This window comes from Flavobacterium sp. (assembly GCF_027531905.1).
Classification (GTDB): Bacteria; Bacteroidota; Bacteroidia; order Flavobacteriales; family Flavobacteriaceae; genus Flavobacterium.
In genome coordinates, this window is sequence record NZ_JAPZSU010000008.1 from 41485 (window position 1) to 67009 (window position 25525).

At 35.3% G+C, this 25525-nt stretch carries 18 protein-coding genes; 14 read left to right on the plus strand and 4 right to left on the minus strand.

Annotated features, from left to right (window positions below; genetic code table 11):
* The first annotated feature begins 12 nt into the window (after positions 1–12).
* Positions 13–1284 carry an O-antigen translocase gene (locus O9307_RS02385; RefSeq protein ID WP_298294955.1) on the plus strand — a complete coding sequence of 424 codons (1272 nt, stop codon included), beginning with the start codon at positions 13–15 and terminating at the stop codon, positions 1282–1284.
* On the opposite strand, the gene O9307_RS02390 is transcribed toward O9307_RS02385, so the two are convergent.
* A complete protein-coding gene (locus O9307_RS02390; protein ID WP_298294957.1) occupies positions 1281–2420 on the minus strand; it encodes a glycosyltransferase in 1140 nt (379 codons plus the stop codon). The genes O9307_RS02385 and O9307_RS02390 overlap by 4 nt on opposite strands.
* Positions 2421–2464: 44 nt before the next feature.
* On the opposite strand from O9307_RS02390, the gene O9307_RS02395 reads away from it, so the two are divergent.
* The 3 genes from O9307_RS02395 to O9307_RS02405 are packed head-to-tail and all read left to right on the plus strand — an operon-like array spanning position 2465 to position 4793.
* Positions 2465–3289, plus strand: coding sequence for a glycosyltransferase family A protein (locus O9307_RS02395; protein ID WP_298294959.1), 825 nt, complete (start codon positions 2465–2467; stop codon positions 3287–3289).
* A complete protein-coding gene (locus O9307_RS02400; protein WP_298294961.1) occupies positions 3286–3693 on the plus strand; it encodes an FdtA/QdtA family cupin domain-containing protein in 408 nt (135 codons plus the stop codon). Before O9307_RS02395 ends, O9307_RS02400 begins: the two co-directional genes overlap by 4 nt.
* Complete coding sequence (locus O9307_RS02405) at positions 3690–4793, plus strand: glycosyltransferase family 4 protein (RefSeq protein WP_298294963.1); 1104 nt, start codon at positions 3690–3692, stop codon at positions 4791–4793. The genes O9307_RS02400 and O9307_RS02405 overlap by 4 nt, the downstream gene beginning before the upstream one ends.
* On the opposite strand, the gene O9307_RS02410 is transcribed toward O9307_RS02405, so the two are convergent.
* Positions 4780–5676, minus strand: coding sequence for a glycosyltransferase (locus O9307_RS02410; protein WP_298294965.1), 897 nt, complete (start codon positions 5674–5676; stop codon positions 4780–4782). The two genes, O9307_RS02405 and O9307_RS02410, sit on opposite strands and share 14 nt — an antisense overlap.
* Positions 5676–6359, minus strand: a complete 684-nt coding sequence (locus tag O9307_RS02415; RefSeq protein ID WP_298294967.1) for an ATP-binding cassette domain-containing protein — start codon at positions 6357–6359, stop codon at positions 5676–5678. The genes O9307_RS02410 and O9307_RS02415 overlap by 1 nt, the downstream gene beginning before the upstream one ends.
* A gap of 406 nt (positions 6360–6765) precedes the next feature.
* Between O9307_RS02415 and O9307_RS02420 the strand changes: the two genes are divergently transcribed.
* The 5 genes from O9307_RS02420 (at position 6766) to O9307_RS02440 (ending at position 14158) form a co-directional block, all read left to right on the plus strand.
* Positions 6766–9780 carry a tetratricopeptide repeat protein gene (locus O9307_RS02420; RefSeq protein WP_298294969.1) on the plus strand — a complete coding sequence of 1005 codons (3015 nt, stop codon included), beginning with the start codon at positions 6766–6768 and terminating at the stop codon, positions 9778–9780.
* Between the two features lie 66 nt (positions 9781–9846).
* Complete coding sequence (locus O9307_RS02425) at positions 9847–10710, plus strand: PhzF family phenazine biosynthesis protein (protein WP_298294971.1); 864 nt, start codon at positions 9847–9849, stop codon at positions 10708–10710.
* Between the two features lie 47 nt (positions 10711–10757).
* Positions 10758–12512, plus strand: a complete 1755-nt coding sequence (locus O9307_RS02430; RefSeq protein WP_298294973.1) for a TonB-dependent receptor — start codon at positions 10758–10760, stop codon at positions 12510–12512.
* Between the two features lie 22 nt (positions 12513–12534).
* Positions 12535–13581 (plus strand): carboxypeptidase-like regulatory domain-containing protein, encoded by a 1047-nt coding sequence (locus O9307_RS02435; protein ID WP_298294975.1) that lies wholly within the window; start codon positions 12535–12537, stop codon positions 13579–13581.
* Between the two features lie 127 nt (positions 13582–13708).
* Positions 13709–14158, plus strand: a complete 450-nt coding sequence (locus O9307_RS02440) for a hypothetical protein (RefSeq protein WP_298294977.1) — start codon at positions 13709–13711, stop codon at positions 14156–14158.
* A 578-nt stretch (positions 14159–14736) separates the two neighbouring features.
* On the opposite strand, the gene O9307_RS02445 is transcribed toward O9307_RS02440, so the two are convergent.
* Entirely contained in the window at positions 14737–14997 is a 261-nt protein-coding gene (locus O9307_RS02445; RefSeq protein WP_298294979.1) for a hypothetical protein, read from the minus strand.
* Positions 14998–15360: 363 nt separating this feature from the next.
* On the opposite strand from O9307_RS02445, the gene O9307_RS02450 reads away from it, so the two are divergent.
* The 5 genes from O9307_RS02450 (at position 15361) to secDF (ending at position 25318) form a co-directional block, all read left to right on the plus strand.
* Positions 15361–16986, plus strand: a complete 1626-nt coding sequence (locus O9307_RS02450) for an amidohydrolase (RefSeq protein WP_298294980.1) — start codon at positions 15361–15363, stop codon at positions 16984–16986.
* Between the two features lie 323 nt (positions 16987–17309).
* Entirely contained in the window at positions 17310–18986 is a 1677-nt protein-coding gene (gene asnB / locus O9307_RS02455) for an asparagine synthase B (RefSeq protein ID WP_298294982.1), read from the plus strand.
* A 192-nt stretch (positions 18987–19178) separates the two neighbouring features.
* Positions 19179–21122, plus strand: coding sequence for a DNA topoisomerase (ATP-hydrolyzing) subunit B (gyrB, locus tag O9307_RS02460; protein WP_298294984.1), 1944 nt, complete (start codon positions 19179–19181; stop codon positions 21120–21122).
* A gap of 55 nt (positions 21123–21177) precedes the next feature.
* Entirely contained in the window at positions 21178–22113 is a 936-nt protein-coding gene (gene mdh / locus O9307_RS02465) for a malate dehydrogenase (protein WP_298294986.1), read from the plus strand.
* A gap of 226 nt (positions 22114–22339) precedes the next feature.
* Positions 22340–25318, plus strand: a complete 2979-nt coding sequence (gene secDF / locus O9307_RS02470) for a protein translocase subunit SecDF (protein WP_298294988.1) — start codon at positions 22340–22342, stop codon at positions 25316–25318.
* Positions 25319–25525 lie beyond the last annotated feature (207 nt).

Sequence of the window (25525 nt, forward strand, 5' to 3'; positions counted from 1 at the left end):
AAGAATAAGTATTTGAAGTTTTTTAAAGAAAATGATCTATTCAAGGTGCTGAGTGTGAATTCACTTTCGGTAGGAACTACTTTTGTATTGGGTTTTATCTCGAACAAGGTGGTTGCGGTTTTTTTAGGACCCTCTGGAATGGCAATATTGGGCAATTTCAGAAATCTGGGTGCGATGCTAAAATCCGTTGCAACGCTTGGTATTAGTACTTCTTTGGTAAAATTAGTAGCTGAGAACAAAGAAAATAAAAAAGCAATTTCGGAATTGTATGCTACTTTTCTATCCGTTTTTTTTATTATTTCTTCTTTATTAGCCATTGGGGTTTTCTGTTTTGCGGAGGCTATCGGACAGCTTTTGTTTCATTCCAACCAATGGACTACTCCAATCCGAATAGTAGGTTTGTCTTTGCCTTTGGTCTTGCTTAATACGTTTTGGTTAGCCATTTATAATGGATTGGAACAGTTCAAAACTATTGTTTTGGTGCAATTGGTTTCTTCTGTTTTGGTTTTTTTGGTTACCATAAGCTTGATTTATTTTCATACCATTAGTGGTGCGGTGTGGGCAATTGCTTTAAGTGAATTATTGATGGTTCTTGCTACTTTTGTTTTCGTCATAAAAGACAAACGCCTTTTTCAATTTCACTTTCGGTTTTTTATTAAAAAAGAATACGCGACGGCGATTCAAAAGTTTTCTGCGATGGCTTTGCTTACGGCCATTATTGCTCCGTTAACACTGCTTTTGATACGGAATGCAATTACTGAAAATTATTCTTTAGTCGAAGCTGGTTTTTGGGAAGCCACCACCAAATTATCTAGTTTTTATATGCTTTTTTTTACTTCTGGATTGTCATTGTATTATATGCCAAAATTAGCGTCATTGTCAACCGAGGACGCTTTTAAGCAAGAAGTAAAGGTGTATTTTTCGTCTTTTGTTCCTTTGTTTTTAGTAATGTTATTGGTTTTGTTTTTTGCCAAAGAATGGATTTTGAAGTGGGTATTCACACCAGAATTTTTGAAGTTACAATCGGTATTGATTTGGCAATTTTTAGGTGATTTTTTTAAAATACTAACTTTAGCTTTTGGCTACCAAATTTTGGTCAAAGCACGACTCAAAGTTTATTTTTTTCTTGAAATAACTTTTAATTTGAGCTATTTAGTGCTATCACTGTATTGGATAAAAACGCGAGGATATGAAGGAGCGATTCAAGCGTATTGCTGTGCTAGTGCCTTAGGTTTTGTATTGATTTTGTTAGTGTTTAGAAAACTCTTTTTACCGAAGAGTTAAAGTTTCCAAGCCGCAAGATATTGCTTTGCGATTTTTTTATAATGATGTTCTTTTTCTATGAATGCTCTTGCTCGTTCTCCAATTTCCTTTAGTTTACTTGGGTTTTCGATTAAGTGGGATAATTGGTTCACAAGGTAATCTTTATCTGGTAGCGTGTGAATTGCTACATTTTCATTTAAACCATAATAATTCATAAACGCCTCGCTTGCACCCGTAAAAACTACTTTTCCTTTTGCCATAGCTTCCAAAGCGTTATACCCTTGGTCCATAGCATAAATTTGGTCCAGCACGATATGTGCTTTATTATACAGGCTGATGTAAGCTTCATAGGGTTGGTTTTCGCAAATAGAGATACAAACTTTAGTGCCGTATTTTTTCTCAATTTCGGCCAATGCTTTTTCAAAATAAGGTATTCCTTTTTTAATATAACTGCCTCGATTAATGCCCAAGAAAATCACAACGGGTTCAAGATGGTTTATGGCTTCAAAAGAAATCTTTTCACAATTGACTGGATTAGGAATCAAGGGTGCATTGAATCCCATACGTTCCATCGGAATTTTATAATCCATATCAGAAGTCGTCATCGATTGACAATTTTGTGCTAACCATTCGAAGGTTTTTCGATACTGAGGTTTGGTGTATTTTAGAGGGTAATAAAAATGATTTTTGAGTGTAGCATCTTCAAAAAAAGGCGTCAAAATAGAATAAGGCAATTCTTTTTTTAGCAAATAATCAATGACGGGCGTTTCGTCACCGCAAACCACCAAACTTCGACTTTTTATATTTTGAAATAACTTGCGATATAGAAATCTCGAAACCCAAGGAAAAGTGGCTAATGCATCTGAATTGATGAGTTGAACATGGTCAAATTTATTAAGTTTTGGAAGTAAAAAGTAAAAACGAATCGCATGTTCTATCTGTTCAGTTTCAATTCGACTTACACTGTAAATAAGGTTTCTTATTTTCTTAAAAAACCAATTACTATTGGTGATTTGGGCTCGAATTGAATAATCAGAAGGGAAGTTTTTGAAAGCATCACCCGAGGCTACAAGTACCACTTCATGACCCAATGCCACCAAGCCTTCTTTTAAAGAATTGTGCAACCTGCTGTATTCGCCAATCAAAAGTATTTTCATTTACAAACCCTATTTTTCTATATTTGTGTAAATGTAAGAACAAATTGAATATTCGCTATACAAAAGAGGCTGTTGAAATTATAATTGCAACGATGAATAGGGATTCGTTGGATTTTTTGATTCCGATGTTTCCTTTTGCTCATTTTGCTGATTTTTCAATTTTAATCGTCAATCAAACCCATGAAAATGCTATTTTGACCTCCGATTTTCCTACTGTCAAAGTCATTAATTCCTTTGAAATAGGGCTGTCTAAAAGTAGAAATTTGGGATTGAAAAATTCCCGAGGAGAAATTTTAATTTTGGCAGATGATGATGAAGTATTTCAACCTGATTTTATAGAAACAATTGTCGCTGCTTATGAACTGTTTCCTGATGCAGCAGTGATTAGTTTTCAGATTGAAAACGAAAATAGGAAGTTGTTTAAAAAATATCCAAAAAAAAGTCAAATGTTTTTAAAACCATTGACTTTGTTTTCTGTGATGTCTATTGAAATAACGATAAATAAAGCCATTTTGGACGCCTCAGGAATTGAATTTGATACTCATTTTGGATTAGGAGCGATCTTTGAAATGGGGGAAGAGACCATTTTTTTAATGGATTTGTACCGTCAACAACAGCAAATTTCTTTTGTTCCCAAAGTTATTGCTTCGCATACAGACAAAACAACGACAGATAAAGTATCATTTTTGCAGCGGTATTACATTCAAGGCGCTTTTTTGAAACGTATAGGAATGAGCAATTGGATTTTTCGCGTTTTACAAAAAGTGTTTTATGATGTAAAACAGAAAAAGATAAGGCTAAAAGAAACACCCAAAGCCATTCAATTTGCGTTTAATGGGCGCAAAAATTATTTAGAAATTACCCAATGAAAACTACTCTTAAAGACCTAAAAACGATTGCAATTCCAGTGGTAGAAGACACCCGTGGGAATTTAGGATTTATTCAAAATGATATCTTAACTTTCGATTTTAAGCGAGTGTATTACTTGTTTGATGTGCCTAGTAGTGCTTTTAGGGGTGGACACGCTCATATTGAACAACAAGAAGTCTTGATTGCTCTCAGCGGAAGCTTTGAGGTAGTTTTGGATGATGGTTTTGAGAAAAAAACAATTTTGCTCAATAAACCTTCGCTGGGATTACTGATTCCGACAGGGATTTGGAGAGAATTACAAAATTTTTCTTCGGGTTCTGTTTGTTTGGTTTTGGCATCGGATGTTTTTGAAGAATCGGATTATATTCGAGACTATCCACAATTTTTGGCTTCCAAACAATGAAATTGCTTTATCTGATTCCGTCAGTCAATAATGCGGGAGGTGTGGCCAAAATACTTGCTCTTAAAACGCATTATTTTATTGAAAAATGGGGTTATGAAATCCACGTAGTTACCCAAAACGAAGGTCATAAAAATCCTTTTTTTGATTTTCATCCTACTATTGTTTGGCATGATATTGAGCGAAAAGGGCAATCGATGAAGGCTGTTTTTCAATATAAAAAGCAACTTAAGGAAGTAGCACTTTCTTTACAACCCGATAGTATTATTGTTGCAGACAATGGATTGAAAGCCTATTTGGTTCCATTTTTATTAAACAAAAAAATACCCATTGTATTCGAATGTCACGGGTCGAAATACCAAAAAGAAGCGCCGTTTTCTATTTCCTTTTTGAACAAAATGAAATACAATTGCACCCTTTGGTTTAAAGAATGGGCAGCCAAACGATTTGATACTTTCGTTGTTTTGAATGCTGAAAGTGCCAAAGAGTGGCCAGCTTCAAATTGCACAATTATTACTAATCCCTTAGTAATTAGAACTGCAGAAAAAAAGCAAATCAGTTCTAAACGCGTAGTGGCAATTGCCAGAAATGCTTATGAAAAAGGATTGGACCGTTTGCTGGTTATTTGGCAGCAAGTGGCTAAGCTTCAACCCGAATGGGAACTTTGTATTTATGGCGTTTTGAATCCCGAAACCCAATTGCTTCAGTTGGCTCAGACATTAGGTATTGAAAGTAGCGTTACGTTTTATCCACCTCTTGTGGCCGTTGAGACGGTTTATTTAGATAGTGCTGTGTTTGTGATGACTTCGCGTTATGAAGGATTGGGTTTGGTGCTGCTTGAGGCTATGGCTTCTGGTTTGCCTTGTGTGGCTTACGATTGTCCAATTGGTCCAAGGTCAATTATCACTGATGGTGTAAATGGTTTTTTGGTTGAGGATGGCAATGTTGAGGCATTTGTGGAGCGATTGGCATTGCTTTTTCAGGATGAAAGATTGAGAAAAACGATGGGTGAAAATGCTCAAAAAAGCATAGCTAACTACGAGCTAAATGCTATTATGAACCAGTGGAAGGCTTTGTTCGATAGTTTGATTATACAGTGTTAGTTTGCAAGTGGCATAAATAACCCAATTTGTACCAATCGAAAAGGAGTAATGATGGTTTTTTTGAACACAAATTTTGGCTGACTTTCATTTTCGTTTTTTGAAACAACCAACTGAGGAGTCCCAATAATTTTAATTTTTCCGCTAATAAAAATACGCGAGCAATCTTGCTTTCTTTGGTATCGATGATTTGATGGCGGACTAAAAACAACAAGTTTTTTTGCGCCATTTCTGTTTTGGCTAAAAATGCTGTTGAAGTTTCTAAATTGAGATGAAAAGTAGGGTTGTCAAGATGGAATACTGTAATGTTGTGTAAAGCTAAATTGGTGAGAAAACAAAAATCTTCATATCCGTATTCTTTTAGAGATTCTGGAAATGGAAACTGTTTAGCGATTTCTTTTTTTATTAATAAATTAGAAGTTAAAGCGCTGCTATTAGGTTTTTTATTTCTGATGTTGCAAGGAAGTGCTTCTCTTTTTTGACCATACACCCAGCGTAACAATTGTGAGTTGTGTGGCTTTTTGGGATGATATATAATGCCTCCAAAAACCAAAGATGACATCGGTTTTTGTATAAATGAAAGATAGTTTTTGATAAAAAAAGAATCTCTAGGAAAGGTATCGCAATCCAAAAGCAGTAACCAATCGAATTGAGCTTTTTGAATCAGTAGGTTTCGATTGTTTCCTCTGCCTAAATTGACTTTGTTTTGAGAAAAGGTGCAATAGGGTAGCTGCTCAATAGCAAGATTTTCTTCTATATGTGATGTAGAACAATCGTCTTGGCAAAGGATTTCGAATTGAATTCCGGCGGCAATACATTGTTTGTGTACTTCCAAAACTAATGGAAATACAGCATAATTGTATACCGGAATAAGAACAGAAAGCATTATACCGTGCGCTGAACTACCTCAAAAATTTTGGTGTCCTCACATTTCAAGGTCTTAGAAGGGTATTTCATTAACAAAGCATAATCGTGAGTGGCCATGATGATGGTTTTGCCAAGAGCATTGATGGTTTTTAGTACCTCAAGTACTTCGGCACTGGTTTGTGGGTCTAAGTTTCCAGTAGGTTCATCAGCAAGAATGAATTCAGGGTCGTTGAGCAAAGCTCTAGCAATAGCAACTCTTTGTTGTTCTCCTCCAGAAAGTTGGTGTGGCATTTTGTTGCCAAAATCTTGCATGCCAACTTTGGTAAGCACTTCTTCGATTTTGTTATTCATATCGTTCAAATCTGTCCAACCAGTTGCTTTGAGTACAAACAACATGTTGTCATTTATAGAACGATCGGGTAAGAGTTTGAAATCTTGAAAAACGATTCCGATTCTTCTTCTTAAAAAAGGAATTTCTACTTCAGTTAAAGTTTCTAAATTGTAATCTACAATATGTCCAGTACCTTCTGTTAAAGGCAAGTCACCGTATAAGGTTTTGAGTAAACTACTTTTTCCTGAACCTGTTTTTCCTATTAAGTAGATGAATTCACCATGTTTTACTTCTAAATTAACATCGGATAAAATGGTTCTTCCTTCTTGATAAATGGTTACGTTGTTTAAAGCTAATACGGTTTGTGACATGATTGAAGTGATTTATTGCGTAAAAGTAAGAAGTTAGCCTTTGTATTCAAAATAAATTCGAAGCTAATGAGCTAAAATCATCAGTTTGATTGTTGCTTCGTTGTGTAATGGTAATAGCGAAAGGCTTTAGTTTGTTTTGTAAAGTAATTTGGGGAAGTTTAAGTCGGATTTTAATGCTTCCAAGAATGCCATAATGTTGGCTTTTAACCCTGATAGAAACGGCATCCTTTTGTGAAGCGATAGCGTAACAAAAGATATAGTGTATAGCAGGACGATGTATACAAAAAAGCCTTATTTTTCTGTTCCTAATTACGATTCTCGATTGGAGTGAGATAATAAAATGTTGTTTCTTCTCGTTTGTAATACGATAAATATGATATATTTGAATCATCAAAAAAATAGCACAATGCGTACCTTTTATTGGCTCCTAATTCTACCTTTTTTACTTTGTTTTTCTGGTGTTTTTGCACAAAAATCTACTGTTTATACTCACGATTTGCAGCGTTTTGATACAGCAATGGATTTGTATACGAATAAGCAATATGCTAGCGCTCAACTTGTTTTTGAAAAAGTGCAACAGAATGTTTCTAATGAGGATATCAAAGGGGATTGTGCGTACTACATTGCAAATTGTGCTATCCGAACAAACACCAATAATGCTGAGGATTTGGTGGCATTATTCGTAAAAAAATACCCTACTAGCTCTAAGCGCAATCAAGCTTATGTTGAAGCTGCACATTACTATTTTGAACAAAATAATTACCCAAAAGCTTTGTATTGGTTTGATAAAGTGGAAGCTGACGAACTTACAAAACAAGAATTGGAGCGTTTTAATTTTCAAAAAGGGTATAGCTATTACACCACCAGAAAGAAAAAAGAAGCTACAAAATACTTGAATATGGTTTTGAACTCGGCAGAATACGGTGCTCAGGCTAAGTATTATCTAGGGTTTATGGCGTATGAAGGTGATGATTACAAAGCGGCAACTAAGTATTTTGACGAGGTTTCGGGTGAAGAAAAATACAAAGAGAAGTTGTCGTATTTTCAGGCGGATATGAATTTTAAGTTAGGTAATTTCCAAAAAGCGATTGATTTAGGGGTGAAAGCAATGGCACAATCGAATGAAATGGAGTTGTCTGAATTGAATAAAATTATTGGGGAGAGTTATTTTAATTTAAAAAATTACGAGAAAGCGATTCCTTATTTGTCCGAATACAAAGGGAAAAAAGGGAAATGGAACAATACCGATTTTTACCAATTGGGTTACGCGTATTACCAGCAAAAGCAATATGAAAATGCCATTGCACAGTTTAATAAAATCATTGATGGAAAAGATTTTGTGGCTCAAAATGCGTATTATCATTTGGGAGAATCGTATTTGGATTTAGGACAAAAAACGCAGGCATTGAACGCGTTTAAGAATGCTTCTGAAATGGATTTTAATACCGAGCTTCAGGAAGATGCCACACTTAATTATGCCAAGTTGAGTTATGAAATTGGAAATTCATACGAAAGTGTGCCTTCTATTTTGTTGGCTTTTTTAGATAAATACCCTCGTAATCCTAATGTTGCTGAGGTAGAGCGTTTGTTGATAGATTCTTATATCTCCTCTAAGAATTATAAAGAAGCATTGGTTTTGTTAGAAAGAAATAAAACGGCTGAGAATAAACTGGCTTATCAAAAAGTGTTGTTTTATAGCGGACTAGAGTCTTTTACTGCTGCCGATTATGCAACTGCTAACAAATTATTTAATCGTGCAATAAATCAGTCAAAAGACGCAAATATCACCGCAAGGGCTACTTTCTGGAAAGCCGAATCGGATTTTGTTTTGGAAGATTTCAAATCGGCTTTGGCAGGTTTTAAACAATTTGTTGTTTTGCCTAGTGCAGCAACTACAATGGAGTTTAAAAACAGCAATTATAATTTAGGCTATTCTTGTTTTAAATTAAAAGACTATGAATCGGCAGCGAGTTATTTTCAAAAACAAATCGATACTAATACAGAGGATAAAGCCCGATTGGCAGACGCTTACTTGCGTTTGGCAGATTGTAGATTTGTGGGGTCAAAATATTGGCCAGCCATTGATAATTATGTAAAAGCTATCGAGTTAAAAAGTGTAGATGCTGATTATGCCTATCTTCAAAAGGCATTATCATATGGTTTTTTAGGAAAAAATGACAAGAAAATAATAGAGTTGAAAGCTTTCTTGGAGCGTTACAAACAATCTGTTTACAGAGATGATGTGCTATTCGAATTGGGAAATACTTACGTAGCTGACAAAAAAGACGAATTAGCAATAACTACTTACAACCAATTAATAACCGAATTTCCAGAAGGAACCTTTACATCAAAGGCATTGCTGCGACAAGGTTTAGTGTATTATAATGATGATAAAGATGATTTGGCGTTAACCAAGTTCAAAAAAATTGCAACCGATTTTCCCAAAACACCAGAAGCACTCGAAGCAGTTGCCTCGGCTCGTTTGATTTATGTAGATAGCGGGAAAGTAAATGAATATGCGACTTGGGTACGTACGTTGTCATTTGTATCGGTAACTGATGTAGAATTAGATAATGACAGTTATGAAGCCGCCGAAAAACAATTGCAGCAAGGCAATACGAAGCAAGCGATAGCTGGGCTTAATGCATATGTGACCTCTTTCCCTAATGGCGTTCACGCTTTGAAAGCCAATTACCAGTTGGCGCAAGCGTATTATGATGAAGGCGCTGTGGGGAAATCTATTCCTCATTTTGATTTTGTAGTGCAACAAGCACGTTCTGAATATACAGAGCCATCTTTGGTGCGTTTGGCTCAAATTCATCTAAAAGACAAAAGAGCCGATTATGCTATTCCAGTATTGTTGCGTTTAGAAACAGAATCGGATATCGAACAAAATAAGTTTTTTGCACTTTCTAATTTGATGAAGTTGTATTATGAAACGAAAGAATACCCAAAAGCAGTTATTTATGCAGAAAAAGTTTTAGCCGAAGCCAAGATTGAAGAAATGGTGAAAAGCGATGCGCAAATAATTATTGCACGAAGCGCTATTCAAGCTGGAAACGAAACAAAAGCAAAAGAAGCTTATGCGAGATTATTGCCTATTGCTAAAGGGGAATTAGCCGCCGAAGCGATTTATTATGATGCCTATTTTAAAAATAAAGAAGGGAAATTTGAAGCTTCAAACGAAGCGGTTCAAAAATTAGCAAAAAATTATTCCAGCTATCGTTATTTGGGAGCCAAAGGTTTGGTCGTTATGGCTAATAATTTTTATGGTTTGAAAGACAGTTTTCAAGCGACTTATATTTTAGAAAGTGTCATCAAAAATTTCACGGATTATAAAGATGTGGTCGCTACGGCACAAGCAGCATTAGAGAAAATTAAAACAGAAGAAGCCAAAACGAATGCTTCGATTACCAAATAGGTTCGATACAAAATGTAAAAAAGATGGTTTTACATTTTACTTCTAACAAAATACCTTTTACAATTTATGACTTTACCATTTTATATAGTTGATGTTTTTACAGACAAAAAATATGCAGGGAATCAGCTGGCTGTTTTTTTAGATGCAGCTTGCTTGAGTTCAGAACAAATGCAAAAGATTGCTCGCGAAATAAATTTTGCCGAAAGTACTTTTATTACCAAGCTAGATTCCCAAAATAATAGTGCCGAGATTAAGATTTTTACACCAGCTCATGAAATGCAATTTGCTGGGCATCCGATTATTGGGACTTCGTGGGTTTTGATGCGAAAAATGTTTGAGAATTCTCCTGAAACTATAAAATTAAATGTTCCGATTGGTCCAATTTCGATTCATAGAACAGAGGAGTTGATTTGGTTAAAAGCAGCACAGCCCAAATTTTGGGATATTTTTTCGAAAGAAGAATTTTCAGGATTTACTAACCTGAACAAAGAAGATTTTGAAAATCAATTTCCTATTCAAGAAGTAACAACAGGAAGCGCCTTTGTGTTGGTGGGTTTGAGTAGTAAAAGAGCGCTGGAGCAATTGGTTTTAGATAAAGATAAAACCGATTACTGGTTGAAAAATAATTGCAAAACAGCCCACAGAGCCTTGTATTTTTATTATATAGAAGGGTCAAAATTGTTTAGCCGAATGTTGTGCATCGAAAACAATCAATTGATTGAAGATGCCGCTACCGGAAGCGCTAGTTCTTGTTTGCAAGCTTTTTTGTTGAAATATCATCTGCCTGCATTGGAAATTATTAATTATCAAGGAGATTATATTGGACGCCCTTCTCAGATTTATTTTAAAGGGAAAGTAACCGATGATCAATTTGATATTCAAATTGGCGGAAAAGCACAGTTTGTTGCCAAAGGAGAATGGGAAATATAACAGAGACAATTCAGTAATGAACATACTATTTAACAAATAGAAAAAAAATGAAAATTAAACACCAAACTATAATCCTTTCTATACTGTTGTTGTTGACACTTCAACTTTCGTTTGCCCAAAAAAAGAACGAAACCATTGGAGCAGAAGAAGTAAATGTGGTTAAATCTTTTTCGCCAACGGTTTCGGATGCTTTCAAGATCAAAGAAATACCGCTTTTGGACGATAAGGGTAATGCAAAGAAAGAAACCGTGAAGTATACGGTTTTGCCTTTTCCAGTTGCCTCAACTTTTACCCCAAGCAAAGGAGTGGCAGCTGCCGTAGAAAAAGGCAAAGCCATTAAGTTGTTCGAAAATTATGCTGCTTTGGGTATTGGGAATTACGGAACGCTTCAAGGTTCGTTGTTTGTGTATAAAAAATTACAAGCTAGAGATTTTATAGGAGCAAGTTTTCAGCATCATTCTTCTCAAGGCGGTATAAATGATGTGCTACTCGATGACCATTTTTATGATACCAAATTAGATTTATTTTATGGGGTAAAAGAAAGTGATTATTCTTGGGATGTTGCTGGTGGATTTCAAAGTCAAACTTATAATTGGTATGGATTGCCAGCTGATTTCGGAATTTCTTTGACTCCAAGTGAGCGTAACGATTTAATCAACGGAATTGCTCCTGAACAAAAATACAATACCATTACGCTGTCAGGAAATCTCACTATGGATGAAAGTTTGTTAGATGAATCCAAAATAAAATTTCATCATTTTACAGATGGTTTTGGATCTTCTGAAAATCGATTTTTTGCAGAATCTATTTTTGGAATGGATCTTTGGAATGAAGCAGTCACTACCTCTGTTGTTTTGGATTATTTGGGAGGATCCTTTGAGAATAATTATGCTAAAACCAATACAGAGGCTATTGAGTATCGCTTCTTGAATTTTGGATTAGCCCCTCGATTTGCCATTGCAGAGAACGATTGGACTTTGCAAATAGGCGCAAGTTTGTTTTATAGTTTGGATGCCCAAGCTAGTAAAAGCAAATTGTATTTCTATCCTAATTTTAAAGCATCCTACAAAGTGGTGGGCGATTTGATGATTTTTTATTTAGGTGCAGACGGTAGTTTAAAACAGAATACTTATATGGATTTCGTGAACGAAAATCCTTTTCTTTCACCAACTTTATTAATTCAGCCCACAGATTCCAAGTACAATCTTTTTGCTGGATTAAAGGGGAAATTGGCGAATTCAATTAGTTACAATGTTAGCGCGTCTTATTTGAATGAAGGGAATAAGGCCTTGTTCAAAGCAAATAATTATACAGAAAACAGTGCCAATGAGCCATACGCTTTCGGAAATTCATTAGGTATTGTCTATGATGATGTAAAAACGATGATCCTTTTTGCAGAATTAAAAGCCGATTTTTCAAGAAACGTGGCCTTTGGAATCAATGCTACTTTAAATACCTATACGACAGATGTGCAAGCAGAGGCTTGGAATTTGCCCACTATGAAAATCAATTCGGCATTAGACGTTGTCATTACCGATAAATGGTTTGCAGGTGCGAAAGCCTTTTTCGTAGGCGAGAGAAAAGAGAATCAACTCAACACGGATTTGGTTACCAATTCTGCTAGTATTACTTTGCCTTCTTATTTTGATGTAAACTTGAATGTAGGTTATAAATATAGCGAACGCATTACTGCTTTTTTAAGAGCCAACAATATCGCTAACCAAGCCTATCAAAAATGGCTCAATCTTCCCGTTCAAGGATTTCAAATCGTAGCGGGAGCGAGTTATAAATTTGATTTTTAAAGTTATGAAAATAAGGGTGCTTTTGTTTTTTTTACTTTTCTCATACGTTGCTTTTGCACAAGTAATTCAAGGCGCTGTGTTGGATGAACAAAAAAAGCCTTTACCCGGAGCTACAGTGTATTTGGATGGGACAACAATCAGTACTTTGACTGATTCAGAGGGGAAGTATTATCTTGTGGTAAAAGAAAAGATTAATTCTTCATTGGTGATTAGTTACCTAGGTTATAATTCGGTTTTTATAGCTAATCCTTTTGAAAACAACAATCAGAACGTTACTCTTTCTTTAAAACCTGAAGCTTTAAAAGAAGTAGTAATTGTGAAAAATGGGTTCAGTCGAAAAAGTATGCTAAACATTTTCAGAGAGTATTTTTTAGGAAGAACGGTAGCAGGAAAATCATGTAAGATAGAAAATGAGGATGAAATTAGTTTTGTATACGATTATGATAACAACCTATTGACGGCTAGTTCTTCAGTTCCTTTGATAGTAAATAATGAGTATTTGGGATATAAAATAAAGTTTGATTTATATGAGTTTAGCCTGAAATTTTATAAAAAGTCAATAAAAAGTCAAGATGCAACTCAAAGTTTGTTTCTAGGAACTGCCTTGTTTTCTGAGGTAATTAATGATGAAAAAGTAAAATCAAGAAGAGAGAAAGTTTACCAAGGTTCATCTATGCATTTTTTTAAGAACCTTACCAATGCTATTTGGGGAAAAGATGACTTTTTATTGTTTCGAAAGAGTTTTCAAGCCGACCCTTCACAATTTTTTAAAGTCGAGGACAATGGAGATTTGAAAAAAGTAACGATTCTGGTCAATGATTTGAAAGACGTATTGCTTGCGGGTAAGAAACCTAAATTTTATTCAGTATATAACGTCTTGTACAAAAAGAAAGAGCAATCTCAGATTATTTTCAAGACAAATACACTTTACATCGATAATTTTGGAAATAATCTTAATGTCAAAGATGTGGAGTATTCAGGGGTTTTATCTACCAAAAAAATGGGCGATTTACTCCCTATGAACTACAAATCACAAGCTGATTCAAAAACTAATTTGAAGCAAATTTAGAGTTGTTTTAGAAGTTATATTTTTCTTTTTTTTGAATTACTTTGCGAAACATTTTTCAAAAGAAATTAATAATAATACATTGTGTACTTTGCGCTCTCTTAGTGTACTTTGTGATTAACCTTTTCCTATGACCTTCAAACAAAAAATACACGCCTACTACCTACAATTAGTGCAAGACCGCATCGATGCCTTTCGCGATATGATTACTGCATTGACCGAAGACTCAAAAAATGACGCCAAAGGGTCCGCAGGTGACAAGCATGAAACCGCACTTTCAATGATGCATCTTGAGCAAGAAAAATTCAACCACAAACTCCAAGAAGTTTTAGGACAAAAAGCGGTGTTAGACAAAATCGATTCCACCATTATCCCCGAAACCATCGTCGTGGGGAGTTTAGTCGTTGCCAATGGTATTTACCTGTACCTTAGTTTGGCCTTGCCCAAAATCACCATTGAAGGCATCAACATCATCGCGCTTTCATCACAATCGCCTTTGGGCAGTAAATTAATGGGCAACAAAGTAGGTTTCGAATTCGAAATCAACACCACTAAATACACCATTCAAGAAATATATTAAAAGCATTAATTGGAGTAGGAGCAGAAAGCATTTGGTTTTCTTGGCTTCATCGTCCCGTGATCCGCTATATCTTTGCTGCCGAACCCCGGCAGCAAAGGATGCCGCTCCTCCCGGGGCTAGCAGGGATTGTTTTGGATATTTTGGAAAGAAGGGAAAAAATAGTTGAAGCTCCAGTTCGGTTATTTTTTTGTAAATATTTAATAGGAGTGGGCTTTAGCCCGTTCTTGTGTTAGATTTTTTATGCAAATATTGAATAGGAATGGGCTTTAGCCCGTTCTTTAAAATGAGTTTGGTATAGGCTTTAGCCAAAAATGGACTTTAACTTCGGCTAAAGCCTCTAAATCTCTATAGTTTTATCAATATAACCCAAGGATTGTTTTAAAGTTTTTGCTTTCGAAAAGCCAATTACTCTATAAATTGTAATGGTAAAAGTAGCGTGACTTTTTCGCGTTTACGAATAGGCAACACGATTTGAAATGATGAGAAGTTTGAGATTGCCCTATTATGCTTGAGAAGTTTTATCCATATTCGAGCCATCGGCAATAAAAAATAATAACTTATGAGTATTCTTGTAGATATTATTTGCTAAAAAACTTTCTACCTTCAGGTGACATTAAAAAGATGGTAATTAGAACAATTAGTCCAAAGAAAATAACTCCTACTACATGATTTCCCGCGCCATTTGAAAATGTCTCATCTTTTGTCTCTTTAAAATAAAAAGATAATGACTTGGGAGGTTTTCCAGTTAATAATGAATAGCACTTATTTAAAAAAAATCTAATAAATCCTCCAACAAGTTCAAGTATTCCTCTACCAAAAAATATTTCAAAAAAATCCATATTAAATTTACTTAATTGTTTTTCGCTCTACGAAGTCTTATGTTTTCGTGTTTATTTTTTATTTTTGAATACGTAAACATACTAAAAGTCTCACGATTTTTTCTGTAAATATCTTTAAAATTTTAGACTATTTTTTGTGTTTGAAGATTAAATAACTGTTCTATAAAGCCAGCTTATAGTCAATAACTTCATTTTTAGCAATCAGACTAAAAGCATTTTAAACTTTACTTTTCCTTATCTTAGCAAGACCAAACTCAATTTCAAAAATATGAAATCGCCACTAACAACAAGTTTGTTGAAAACAAACACCGATAAGTAAAAGGCGAAACCATATATGACCTCTAAAAAACAAAATTTACATATATGAAATCATTTGCTCTGTTATTTGTATCCCTATTCCTGTTTTCTTGTACGTCTAGCACACAGACTGAAGTGGATACGCTTGTGACCAACGCGACCATTTATACCGTAAATGCTGCCTTCGAAAAAGCTACTGCGATGGCGATTAAGGATGGGAAAATTCTAGCTATCGGAAATAGGGATTCGCTTCTGAAAAAATACACTTCCAAGACCATTTTAGATTACAAAGGAAAATTTATTTATCCTGGATTAATAGATGCGCATTGTCATTTTTATGGCTATGGACTAACCTTGCAAGAAGTAGATTTACGAGGCACCAAAAGCTTCGAAGAAATAATCACTCGCCTTAAAGCGTTTCAAAAAGCAAAAAATCCAACATTTATTGTTGGCAATGGTTGGGATCAAAACGATTGGGCGGTGAAGAAATTTCCATCCAAAACAGCACTCGATGCCGCTTTTCCAAACATTCCAGTGGTGCTCAACCGCATTGACGGACACGCTATTGTGGTCAATTCGAAAGTGCTTCAATTGGCTGGAATTACCTCCAAAACAAAAGCGGATGGCGGACAAATTGAACTTCAAAATGGAGAACCAACCGGAATTCTGATTGATAATCCTATGGAATTGGTTTTTAAAATCATTCCAAAACCTAGCCGAAAAACACAAATCGCCGCGCTTTTGGATGCCGAAAAAGTAATGTTTGATTATGGTTTGACAACAGTAAACGACGCAGGATTAGATCCAGATATTATCCATTTGATAGACAGTTTGCAACAAGCGGGTAAAATGAAAATCAACGTCTATGCGATGATTACGGCCAATCAAAAAAATATGGATTTGTATTTCAAAAAAGGAATCTACAAAACCAATCAACTGAATGTGCGTTCATTCAAAATGTATGGCGATGGCGCTTTGGGGTCCAGAGGCGCTTGTATGCACAAACCGTATTCGGATAGTCCTAAACAATTTGGAGCTTTGTTGTCTCCAGTGCCTCAATTGAAAGCAGTAGCTCAACAAATTGCCAATTCGCCTTTTCAACTCAATACGCACGCCATCGGAGATTCGGCCAATACTATTTTGCTTAAAATCTACAAAGAAGTATTGACAGGTAAAAAAGACCGTCGCTGGAAAATTGAACACGCACAAGTAATTCAGGAACCCGATTTTGATTATTTCAAACTCGGAATCATTCCTTCCGTTCAGCCTACACACGCCACTTCGGATATGTATTGGGCAGGTGATCGTTTAGGGAAAGACCGTTTGAAAAATGCCTATGCGTATAAAAAGCTACTTCAAAAAGCAGGTACAATAGCCCTAGGAACTGATTTTCCTGTGGAAGAAGTCAATCCAATGCTTACGTTTCACGCTGCAGTAGCACGTCAAGATGTAAAGGGATTTCCTAAAAATGGTTTCCAAATCGAAAATGCTTTGTCTCGCGAAGAAACCTTAAAAGGAATGACGCTTTGGGCCGCCTATTCTAATTTCGAAGAAAACGAAAAAGGAAGTTTGGAAGTCGGTAAGTGGGCGGATTTTGTGGTTTTTGATGTCGATTTGATGCAAGTGGAAGCTAGTCAGATTGTTAAGATGAAGCCTTCAAGTACTTATATCAAAGGATCAAAGCAAAAATAATCGTGATTATAGCAATAACTTATTTTTAATAGTCCATTTTGTCAGTTCGAGCGCAGTCGAGAACCCTTGTAATGTCTCGACTGCGCTCGATACGACAAAAATAGTATTGGCTATAATGAAATAGTGTTTGGAATTAGATAGCGTTCTCGATTTACAGATTTTAAGTTTTTCTTCTAAATGTTTCTGTTTTATATTTCATATTTTACTTAAAAATCGATTTTTAGTTGTAATTTATAACTAAAAATCGATTTTGTGTTTTCTATTTATATCTGTTATAGCATCTTTGCTTCATCAAATTAAATAATCAGAATAAAAATATAGTTATGTGCGGAATTGTATGTGCCTTTGACCTAAAACAGAAATCAGAAAGCCTAAGGCCTCAAGTCTTAGAAATGTCTAAAATTATCCGCCACCGTGGACCAGATTGGAGTGGAATCTTTAGTAATGAAAAAGCGATTTTGTCTCACGAACGTTTGGCTATTGTAGATCCAGCTTCAGGGAAACAACCATTGTTGAGCGAAGATGGTAATTTGATTTTGGCTGCCAATGGCGAAATTTATAACCACCGCGATTTGCGCAAACAGTTTGATGGTAAATATCAATTTAAAACCGAAAGTGACTGCGAAGTAATTTTGGCTTTATATAAAGAAAAAGGAGTTGATTTTATTGACGAAATGAATGGAATTTTCGGATTTGCTATTTATGATGTTGAAAAAGACGAGTACTTCGTAGCTCGTGATCATATGGGAATTATTCCTTTATATATAGGATGGGATCAACACGGAACTTTTTATGTGGCTTCTGAATTGAAAGCATTAGAAGGCTATTGTACAAAAATAGAGTTGTTTCCTCCGGGACATTATTTGTCCAGTAAAGATGGGGAGTTTGTACAATGGTACAAAAGAGATTGGACAGACTATGAAGCGGTAAAAGACAATGAAACTAGTATTCCAGCGATTAAAGAAGCTTTAGAAGCTGCGGTTCACAGACAATTAATGAGTGATGTGCCTTATGGAGTATTGCTTTCAGGAGGTTTGGATTCGTCAATTACATCTGCGGTAGCCAAAAAATACGCTCAAAAACGTATTGAGTCAGACGATCAAGTAGATGCTTGGTATCCACAATTGCACTCGTTTTCTGTTGGTTTAGAAGGTTCACCAGATTTAGCTGCTGCTCAAAAAGTGGCAGAACATATTGGAACGATTCATCACGAAATTAAATTTACCATTCAAGAAGGATTGGATGCCGTTCGTGATGTGATTTACAATCTTGAAACGTATGATGTTACTACTGTAAGAGCGTCAACTCCTATGTGGTTGATGGCAAGAGTCATTAAATCAATGGGAATTAAAATGGTATTGTCTGGTGAAGGTGCCGATGAGTTATTTGGAGGTTATTTGTATTTCCATAAAGCGCCGAATGCAAGAGAATTTCACGAAGAGAACGTTCGTAAATTAGGGAAACTTCATATGTACGATTGTTTGAGAGCGAATAAAAGTTTGGCTGCTTGGGGAATTGAAGGACGTGTGCCATTTTTAGACAAAGAGTTTATGGATGTAGCGATGCGCATTAATCCTCAAGATAAAATGATCAATAAAGAGCATCCAATGGAGAAATGGGTGGTTCGTAAGGCTTTTGAAGACATGTTGCCTGAAAGTGTAGCTTGGAGACAGAAAGAACAATTTAGTGATGGTGTGGGATACAGCTGGATTGATACTTTGAAAGCAGTTGTTGCTGAAGAAGTAACTGACGAACAATTGGCTAATGCTAAATATAAATTCCCTTTGCAAACACCAACTTCAAAAGAGGAGTATTACTACCGTTCTATTTTTGCAGAACATTTCCCAAGTGATGCAGCGGCTTTGTGTGTTCCTCAAGAAGCTAGTGTGGCTTGTAGTACCAAAATCGCCTTAGAATGGGATGAAGCTTTTAAAAACATGAACGATCCATCAGGTAGAGCCGTGGCTAATGTTCACGACGATGCCTATGTAAAAGCATAATTTATTATTTGAATTAGATTATTAGTTGTACTATTGAAAACACGCTCTTTTTAGGGCGTGTTTTTTTTGTTGGGATATAAACCATAAATGTTGATAACTTAAGCGCTTAAAAAGGCATTTTTGACCTAAATTCCTTTCGGCTTTTGTATATTTGCGTGTTATACAAAAAATACATTTTTAGAATAAATATATATGAGCGAGGAAATCAATAAGAACAATTATTCGGCAGACAGTATTCAGGCATTAGAAGGAATGGAGCACGTAAGAATGCGTCCATCGATGTATATTGGAGATGTAGGTGTACGTGGTTTGCATCATTTAGTGTATGAGGTGGTAGATAACTCTATAGATGAAGCAATGGGAGGTCATTGTGATACCATTAGTGTAGCTATAAATGAAGATGGTTCTATTACAGTTGAAGACAACGGTCGTGGAATTCCAGTAGGGATTCATAAAAAAGAAGGCGTTTCAGCACTTGAGGTAGTAATGACCAAAATTGGAGCTGGAGGTAAATTTGATAAAGATTCTTATAAAGTATCTGGAGGTCTTCACGGTGTTGGGGTGTCTTGTGTGAATGCCTTATCTTCTCACTTGAGAGCAACCGTTCATAGTAGTGATGGTAAAGTGTATGAGCAAGAATACGAAAGAGGAAAAGCTTTATATCCGGTAAAACAAATTGGAGATACTACCAAAAGAGGAACTATTGTAACTTTTTATCCTGATCCAACCATTTTCACGCAAACTACAGAGTATTCATATGATACACTTTCTGCACGTATGCGTGAATTGTCTTTTTTGAATAAAGGAATTTCAATCACATTTACAGATAAAAGAGAAGTTGATAAAGATGGTAATTTCCTTGGAGAAGTATTTCATTCTACCGAAGGATTAAAGGAATATATTCGTTATCTAGACGGAAACCGTGAGCCAATTATTGGACACGTGATTTCTATGGATCACGAAAAAGGAGAAATTCCTGTTGAAGTAGCTTTGATATACAACACAAGTTATTCTGAAAACATTTTTTCGTATGTAAACAATATCAATACACACGAAGGAGGAACGCATTTGCAAGGTTTTAGAAGTGGTTTGACAAGAACACTTAAAAAATATGCCGATGCCTCAGGTATGCTTGATAAATTAAAGTTTGAAATTACTGGAGATGATTTCCGTGAGGGGTTAACTGCGATTATTTCTGTAAAAGTAGCAGAGCCACAATTTGAAGGTCAAACAAAAACCAAATTAGGAAATAGAGAAGTAGTTTCTCCTGTAAGTCAAGCGGTAGGAGAAATGTTAGAGAATTATTTGGAAGAAAATCCAAATGATGCTAGAATCATTATACAAAAAGTAATTTTAGCCGCTCAAGCGCGTCACGCAGCTAAGAAAGCTCGTGAAATGGTACAACGTAAAACCGTTATGGGCGGTGGAGGTTTACCTGGTAAATTATCCGATTGTTCAGAACAAGATCCTGCAAGATGTGAAGTGTATCTTGTCGAGGGAGATTCGGCAGGTGGAACAGCAAAACAAGGACGTGATCGTGCGTTTCAAGCTATTTTGCCTTTGAGAGGTAAGATTTTGAACGTGGAGAAAGCCATGCACCACAAAGTTTTTGAAAACGAAGAGATTCGAAATATATTTACAGCACTTGGTGTAACTGTAGGAACAGAAGAAGATAGTAAAGCGCTTAATATCTCTAAACTACGTTATCATAAAGTAATTATTATGTGTGATGCCGATGTCGATGGTAGTCATATTGCTACCTTAATATTAACTTTCTTCTTCCGATTTATGAAAGAGTTAATTGAAGAAGGACACGTTTATATCGCAGCACCACCTTTGTACCTTGTTAAAAAAGGGAATAAAAAAGAGTATGCTTGGACTGATGTTCAGAGAGATCAAGCTAACGAAAGAATGGGAGGTAGTGCTTCGATTCAACGTTATAAAGGTCTTGGAGAAATGAATGCTGAGCAATTGTGGGAAACTACTATGGATCCTAATTTTAGAACCTTACGTCAAGTGAATATTGATAGTTTGGTTGAAGCAGATCGCGTTTTTTCTATGTTAATGGGAGATGAGGTACCGCCTCGTAGAGAATTTATTGAAAAAAATGCTGTTTATGCCAATATAGATGCGTAAATTAGGAGATTGATTATAAGAATCAATTTTACATATAAACAAAATTAGAAAAAAAATGAAAGTTACCATTGTAGGAGCAGGAAATGTTGGAGCAACCTGCGCAGATGTAATTGCTTATAGAGGAATTGCAAGTGAAGTAGTTTTATTAGATATCAGAGAAGGTTTTGCCGAAGGAAAGGCGATGGACATTTCTCAATGCGCTACTAATACTGGTTTTAATACCAAAGTAGTTGGTGTAACCAACGATTACTCCAAAACAGCTAACAGTGATGTGGTTGTGATTACCTCTGGAATTCCAAGAAAACCTGGAATGACAAGAGAAGAGTTAATCGGTATCAATGCTGGAATTGTAAAATCTGTAGCGGAAAATGTTTTAGCTCATTCACCAAATTGTATTGTAGTAGTGGTTTCAAATCCAATGGATACCATGACCTATTTAGCATTAAAAGCAACAGGTTTACCAAAAAATAGAATCATAGGAATGGGTGGAGCCTTAGATAGCTCTCGTTTTAGATATTATTTATCAAAAGCGTTAGATGTGCCTTCTAATGACATCTCAGCAATGGTTATTGGTGGGCATGGGGATACAACCATGATTCCATTGACACGTTTGGCATCTTATAATGGTATTCCTGTTTCTCAATTTGCTTCGCAGGAAGTATTAGATAAAGTTGCTGCAGATACTATGGTAGGTGGAGCTACTTTAACAGGATTGCTAGGTACATCTGCTTGGTATGCGCCAGGAGCTTCTGTAGCTTACTTAGTGGATAGTATTTTGAACGATCAAAAGAAAATGATTGCGTGTTCTGTTTTCTTGGAAGGCGAATACGGTCAAAACGATATTTGCATCGGTGTGCCATGTATTATTGGTAAAAATGGGGTAGAGGAAATTATCGATATCAACCTGAATGAATCAGAAAAGGCAGCGTTTGCTAAAAGCGCAGAAGCAGTTAGAGGAATGAATGCTGATTTGAAATCGGTGTTAGTATAACGTTTTATGTAATATGAAAAAAAAACTGCGCTTTTGCAGTTTTTTTTTTGAGATTAATTAATAAAAAAATTGGTTAATCTTTTCGTTAATGATATATTTGCTCGGTTTAAAAAAAATGATATAATGCAAGATTGATTTTTTTGTTTTAAAAAAACGATGTCAATGCTTATTTTATTGGGGTTTAAAACAAAAAGAGTAATTAAAAAATAATTAATTTTTAGTAATAATGCAGAATAAAGGACTTATTAAATTTTTCGCAATTCTATTTGCATTGGTAAGTATTTACCAACTTTCTTTCACATTTGTATCGGATAAGATTCAAAGTGATGCTAAATCTTTCGCTGGTGGAAACACTGAAAAAGAAGTAAAATATTTAGATTCCATAGGGAAAGAAAAAGTGTTTAATCTAGGGTTTACTGATTTTACCTATAATGAGGTTAAAGACAAACAAATTAATAAAGGTCTTGACTTAGAAGGTGGAATCAACGTAATTCTTCAAATTTCTGTAAAAGACATTTTGAAAGGATTATCTAATAATTCAAAAAATCCTGTTTTCAACAAGTCCTTAGCTGATGCTACTACTAATCAAAAAGGAAATCAAACCTATTTAGATGCCTTTTTTGAAGCTTTTGAAGCCAATGCCAATGGGACTACAAAATTAGCCTCTCCTGAAATTTTTGCAAACAGAAGCTTGCAAGGTGATGGTGGTGTTGATTTTCAAATGACCGATGCTCAAGTTCAAAAAGTGATTAAAAGAAAAGTTGACGAATCTGTTGAGAGTGCTTTTGGAGTTTTAAGAGAGCGTATCGACAAATTTGGAGTTACGCAACCCAACATTCAAAAAATTGGTGAAACAGGAAGAATTCTTGTAGAATTACCTGGAGCAAAAGATGTTGATAGAATCAAAAGATTATTACAAGGTAAAGCAGAATTACAATTCTGGGAAACTTATAAAATTGAAGAAATTGGTAATTTCTTAGTAGCTGCTAATGATGCTTTGAAAAAAACTGAAGTAGCTAAAGTAGAAACTAAAAAAGTAGCAAAAGATACTTTGAGTGCTTTGTTAACTGACGAAAAAGATTCAACTACTACAAAAGCAGGGAAAAATCCTTTATTCGATAAAATTATTGCTCAAGGTGGTGGACCTGTATTAGGAATGTTTTCTCCTAAAGATACAGCTGTTGTTAATGGGTATTTAAAAAGACCTGATGTAAAAAACTTATTAGCAGGAGAACAACGTTATGCTAAATTTGTTTGGGGTAAGCCAACTTCTATTGAAGATGCAAAAACAAAAGGTAAAAAAATTGATGCAGTAGAATTATATGCGTTAAAAGGAAATAGAAATGATGCGCCATCTATGGCAGGTGGTGTAGTAACAGACGCTACTGATACATTTGACCAAATGGGTAAACCTGCGGTTTCTATGCAAATGAATAGCAAAGGAGCTAAAGAATGGGAAGAATTAACAGGAAGAGCTTATACATCAAAAGGATATATTGCTATCGTATTGGATAACGTAGTGTATTCAGCACCAGGGGTGTCTAGTGGTCCAATTGCTGGCGGAAGATCTGAAATCTCTGGTAATTTTGATATCACAGAAACTAAAGATTTAGCTAACGTTTTAAGAGCGGGTAAATTACCAGCTGCTGCTGATATCGTTCAATCTGAAGTGGTAGGACCTTCCTTAGGTCAAGAAGCTATCGATAACGGTACTACTTCTGCTCTTGTTGGATTATTGTTAGTATCTCTTTGGATGATGGTATATTATGGAAAGGCAGGTTGGTATGCAAACTTAGCTTTGGCAGTAAACTTATTGTTCTTGTTTGGAATTTTAGCAAGTTTAGGTGCTGTATTGACGTTGCCTGGTATTGCTGGTATAGTATTAACAATGGGTACAGCAGTAGATGCGAACATCATTATTTATGAAAGAGCGAAAGAAGAATTACGTGCAGGAAAAACTTTAAATGAGGCTGTTATTGCTTCTTACAGTTGGAAAGGGGCTATGCGTTCAATCGTTGATGCCAACGTAACGCATATTTTGACTGGTGCGGTATTGTTTATATTTGGATCAGGACCAATTAAAGGTTTTGCAACAACATTGTTAATCGGTATTGTAACGTCTTTATTTACTTCAATCTTTATTGCTAGAATTTTTATCGATAGAAATATTGCTGGTAAAAATGACTTGTCATTTGTTACTAATTTCTCTAAAAACTTCTTTACTAATTTCCACTTTAATTTCTTAGGAATTAAAAAATGGTCTTATGTATTCTCAGCTATCGTTACTGTAGTATCTATTGTTTCAATTGCTACTAATGGTTTTGACCAAGGGGTTGATTTTGTTGGAGGAAGAACGTTTCAAGTGCGTTTTGAGAAACCTGTAAAAGCAGAAGAGGTTAAAGAAGAATTGACTAAAGTTTTTGGTAGTGCAGAAGCTAAAGTATTTGGTAATGATAACCAATTAAAAATTACAACTAAATACAAAGTTCAAGAACACGGAAGCGAAGCCGACGAAGAAGTGAACAAATTATTGTATGAAAGCTTGAAGAAACATTTTTCTGCTGATGTTACTTATGAGAAATTTGTAAATGCTTATGATGGTAAGAAAGTTGGGGTTGTTATGGCTTCGAAAGTTGGACCAACTGTTGCAGAAGATATTAAAACGAATGCTTATTGGGCAGTTTTAGGTGCCATGCTTATTGTTGGATTGTATTTGGTAATCAGTTTCAGAAAATGGCAATATAGTTTAGGTGCTCTTGCTGCGGTAGCGCATGATGTTATCTTTGTATTGGGTATCTATTCATTATGTTACAAATTCATGCCATTCGGAATGGAAATTGACCAGCATTTTATCGCAGCAATCCTAACCGTTATTGGTTACTCTATGAATGATACTGTAATTGTATTTGACAGAGTTCGTGAATTCTTAGATGGTAAAACAAAAGGTAATTTTGCTGAAATTGTAAATAATTCTATCAACTCTACAATGTCTAGAACAATCAATACTTCATTAACTATGATCGCTGTATTGTTAATTATGTTCATCTTTGGAGGTGAGTCTATTAGAGGATTTATCTTTGCTATGTTGATTGGTATTATAGTTGGAACGTATTCTTCACTATTTATTGCAACACCAGTATTAGTAGATACCATTTCAATTGCTGATAAAAAATTAATTGAAGAAAGACATAACGAGAATAAATAAGTTATAGTCTGTTTATAACAAAGGGCGCATTGTATGATGCGCCCTTTTTTTTGTTTATATATTTTAGGTTTATAGTTGTGTTTACTAAAATAGGAATTGTTGATCAGTTGCGTGAGGGATGGCAGTGGAGCTCTCCCGATTTTTCATCGGGAAGCGGGAACGTACAGCCCGACCCGGAATTTTTATGGAGGGGCACGCCCAAAAATA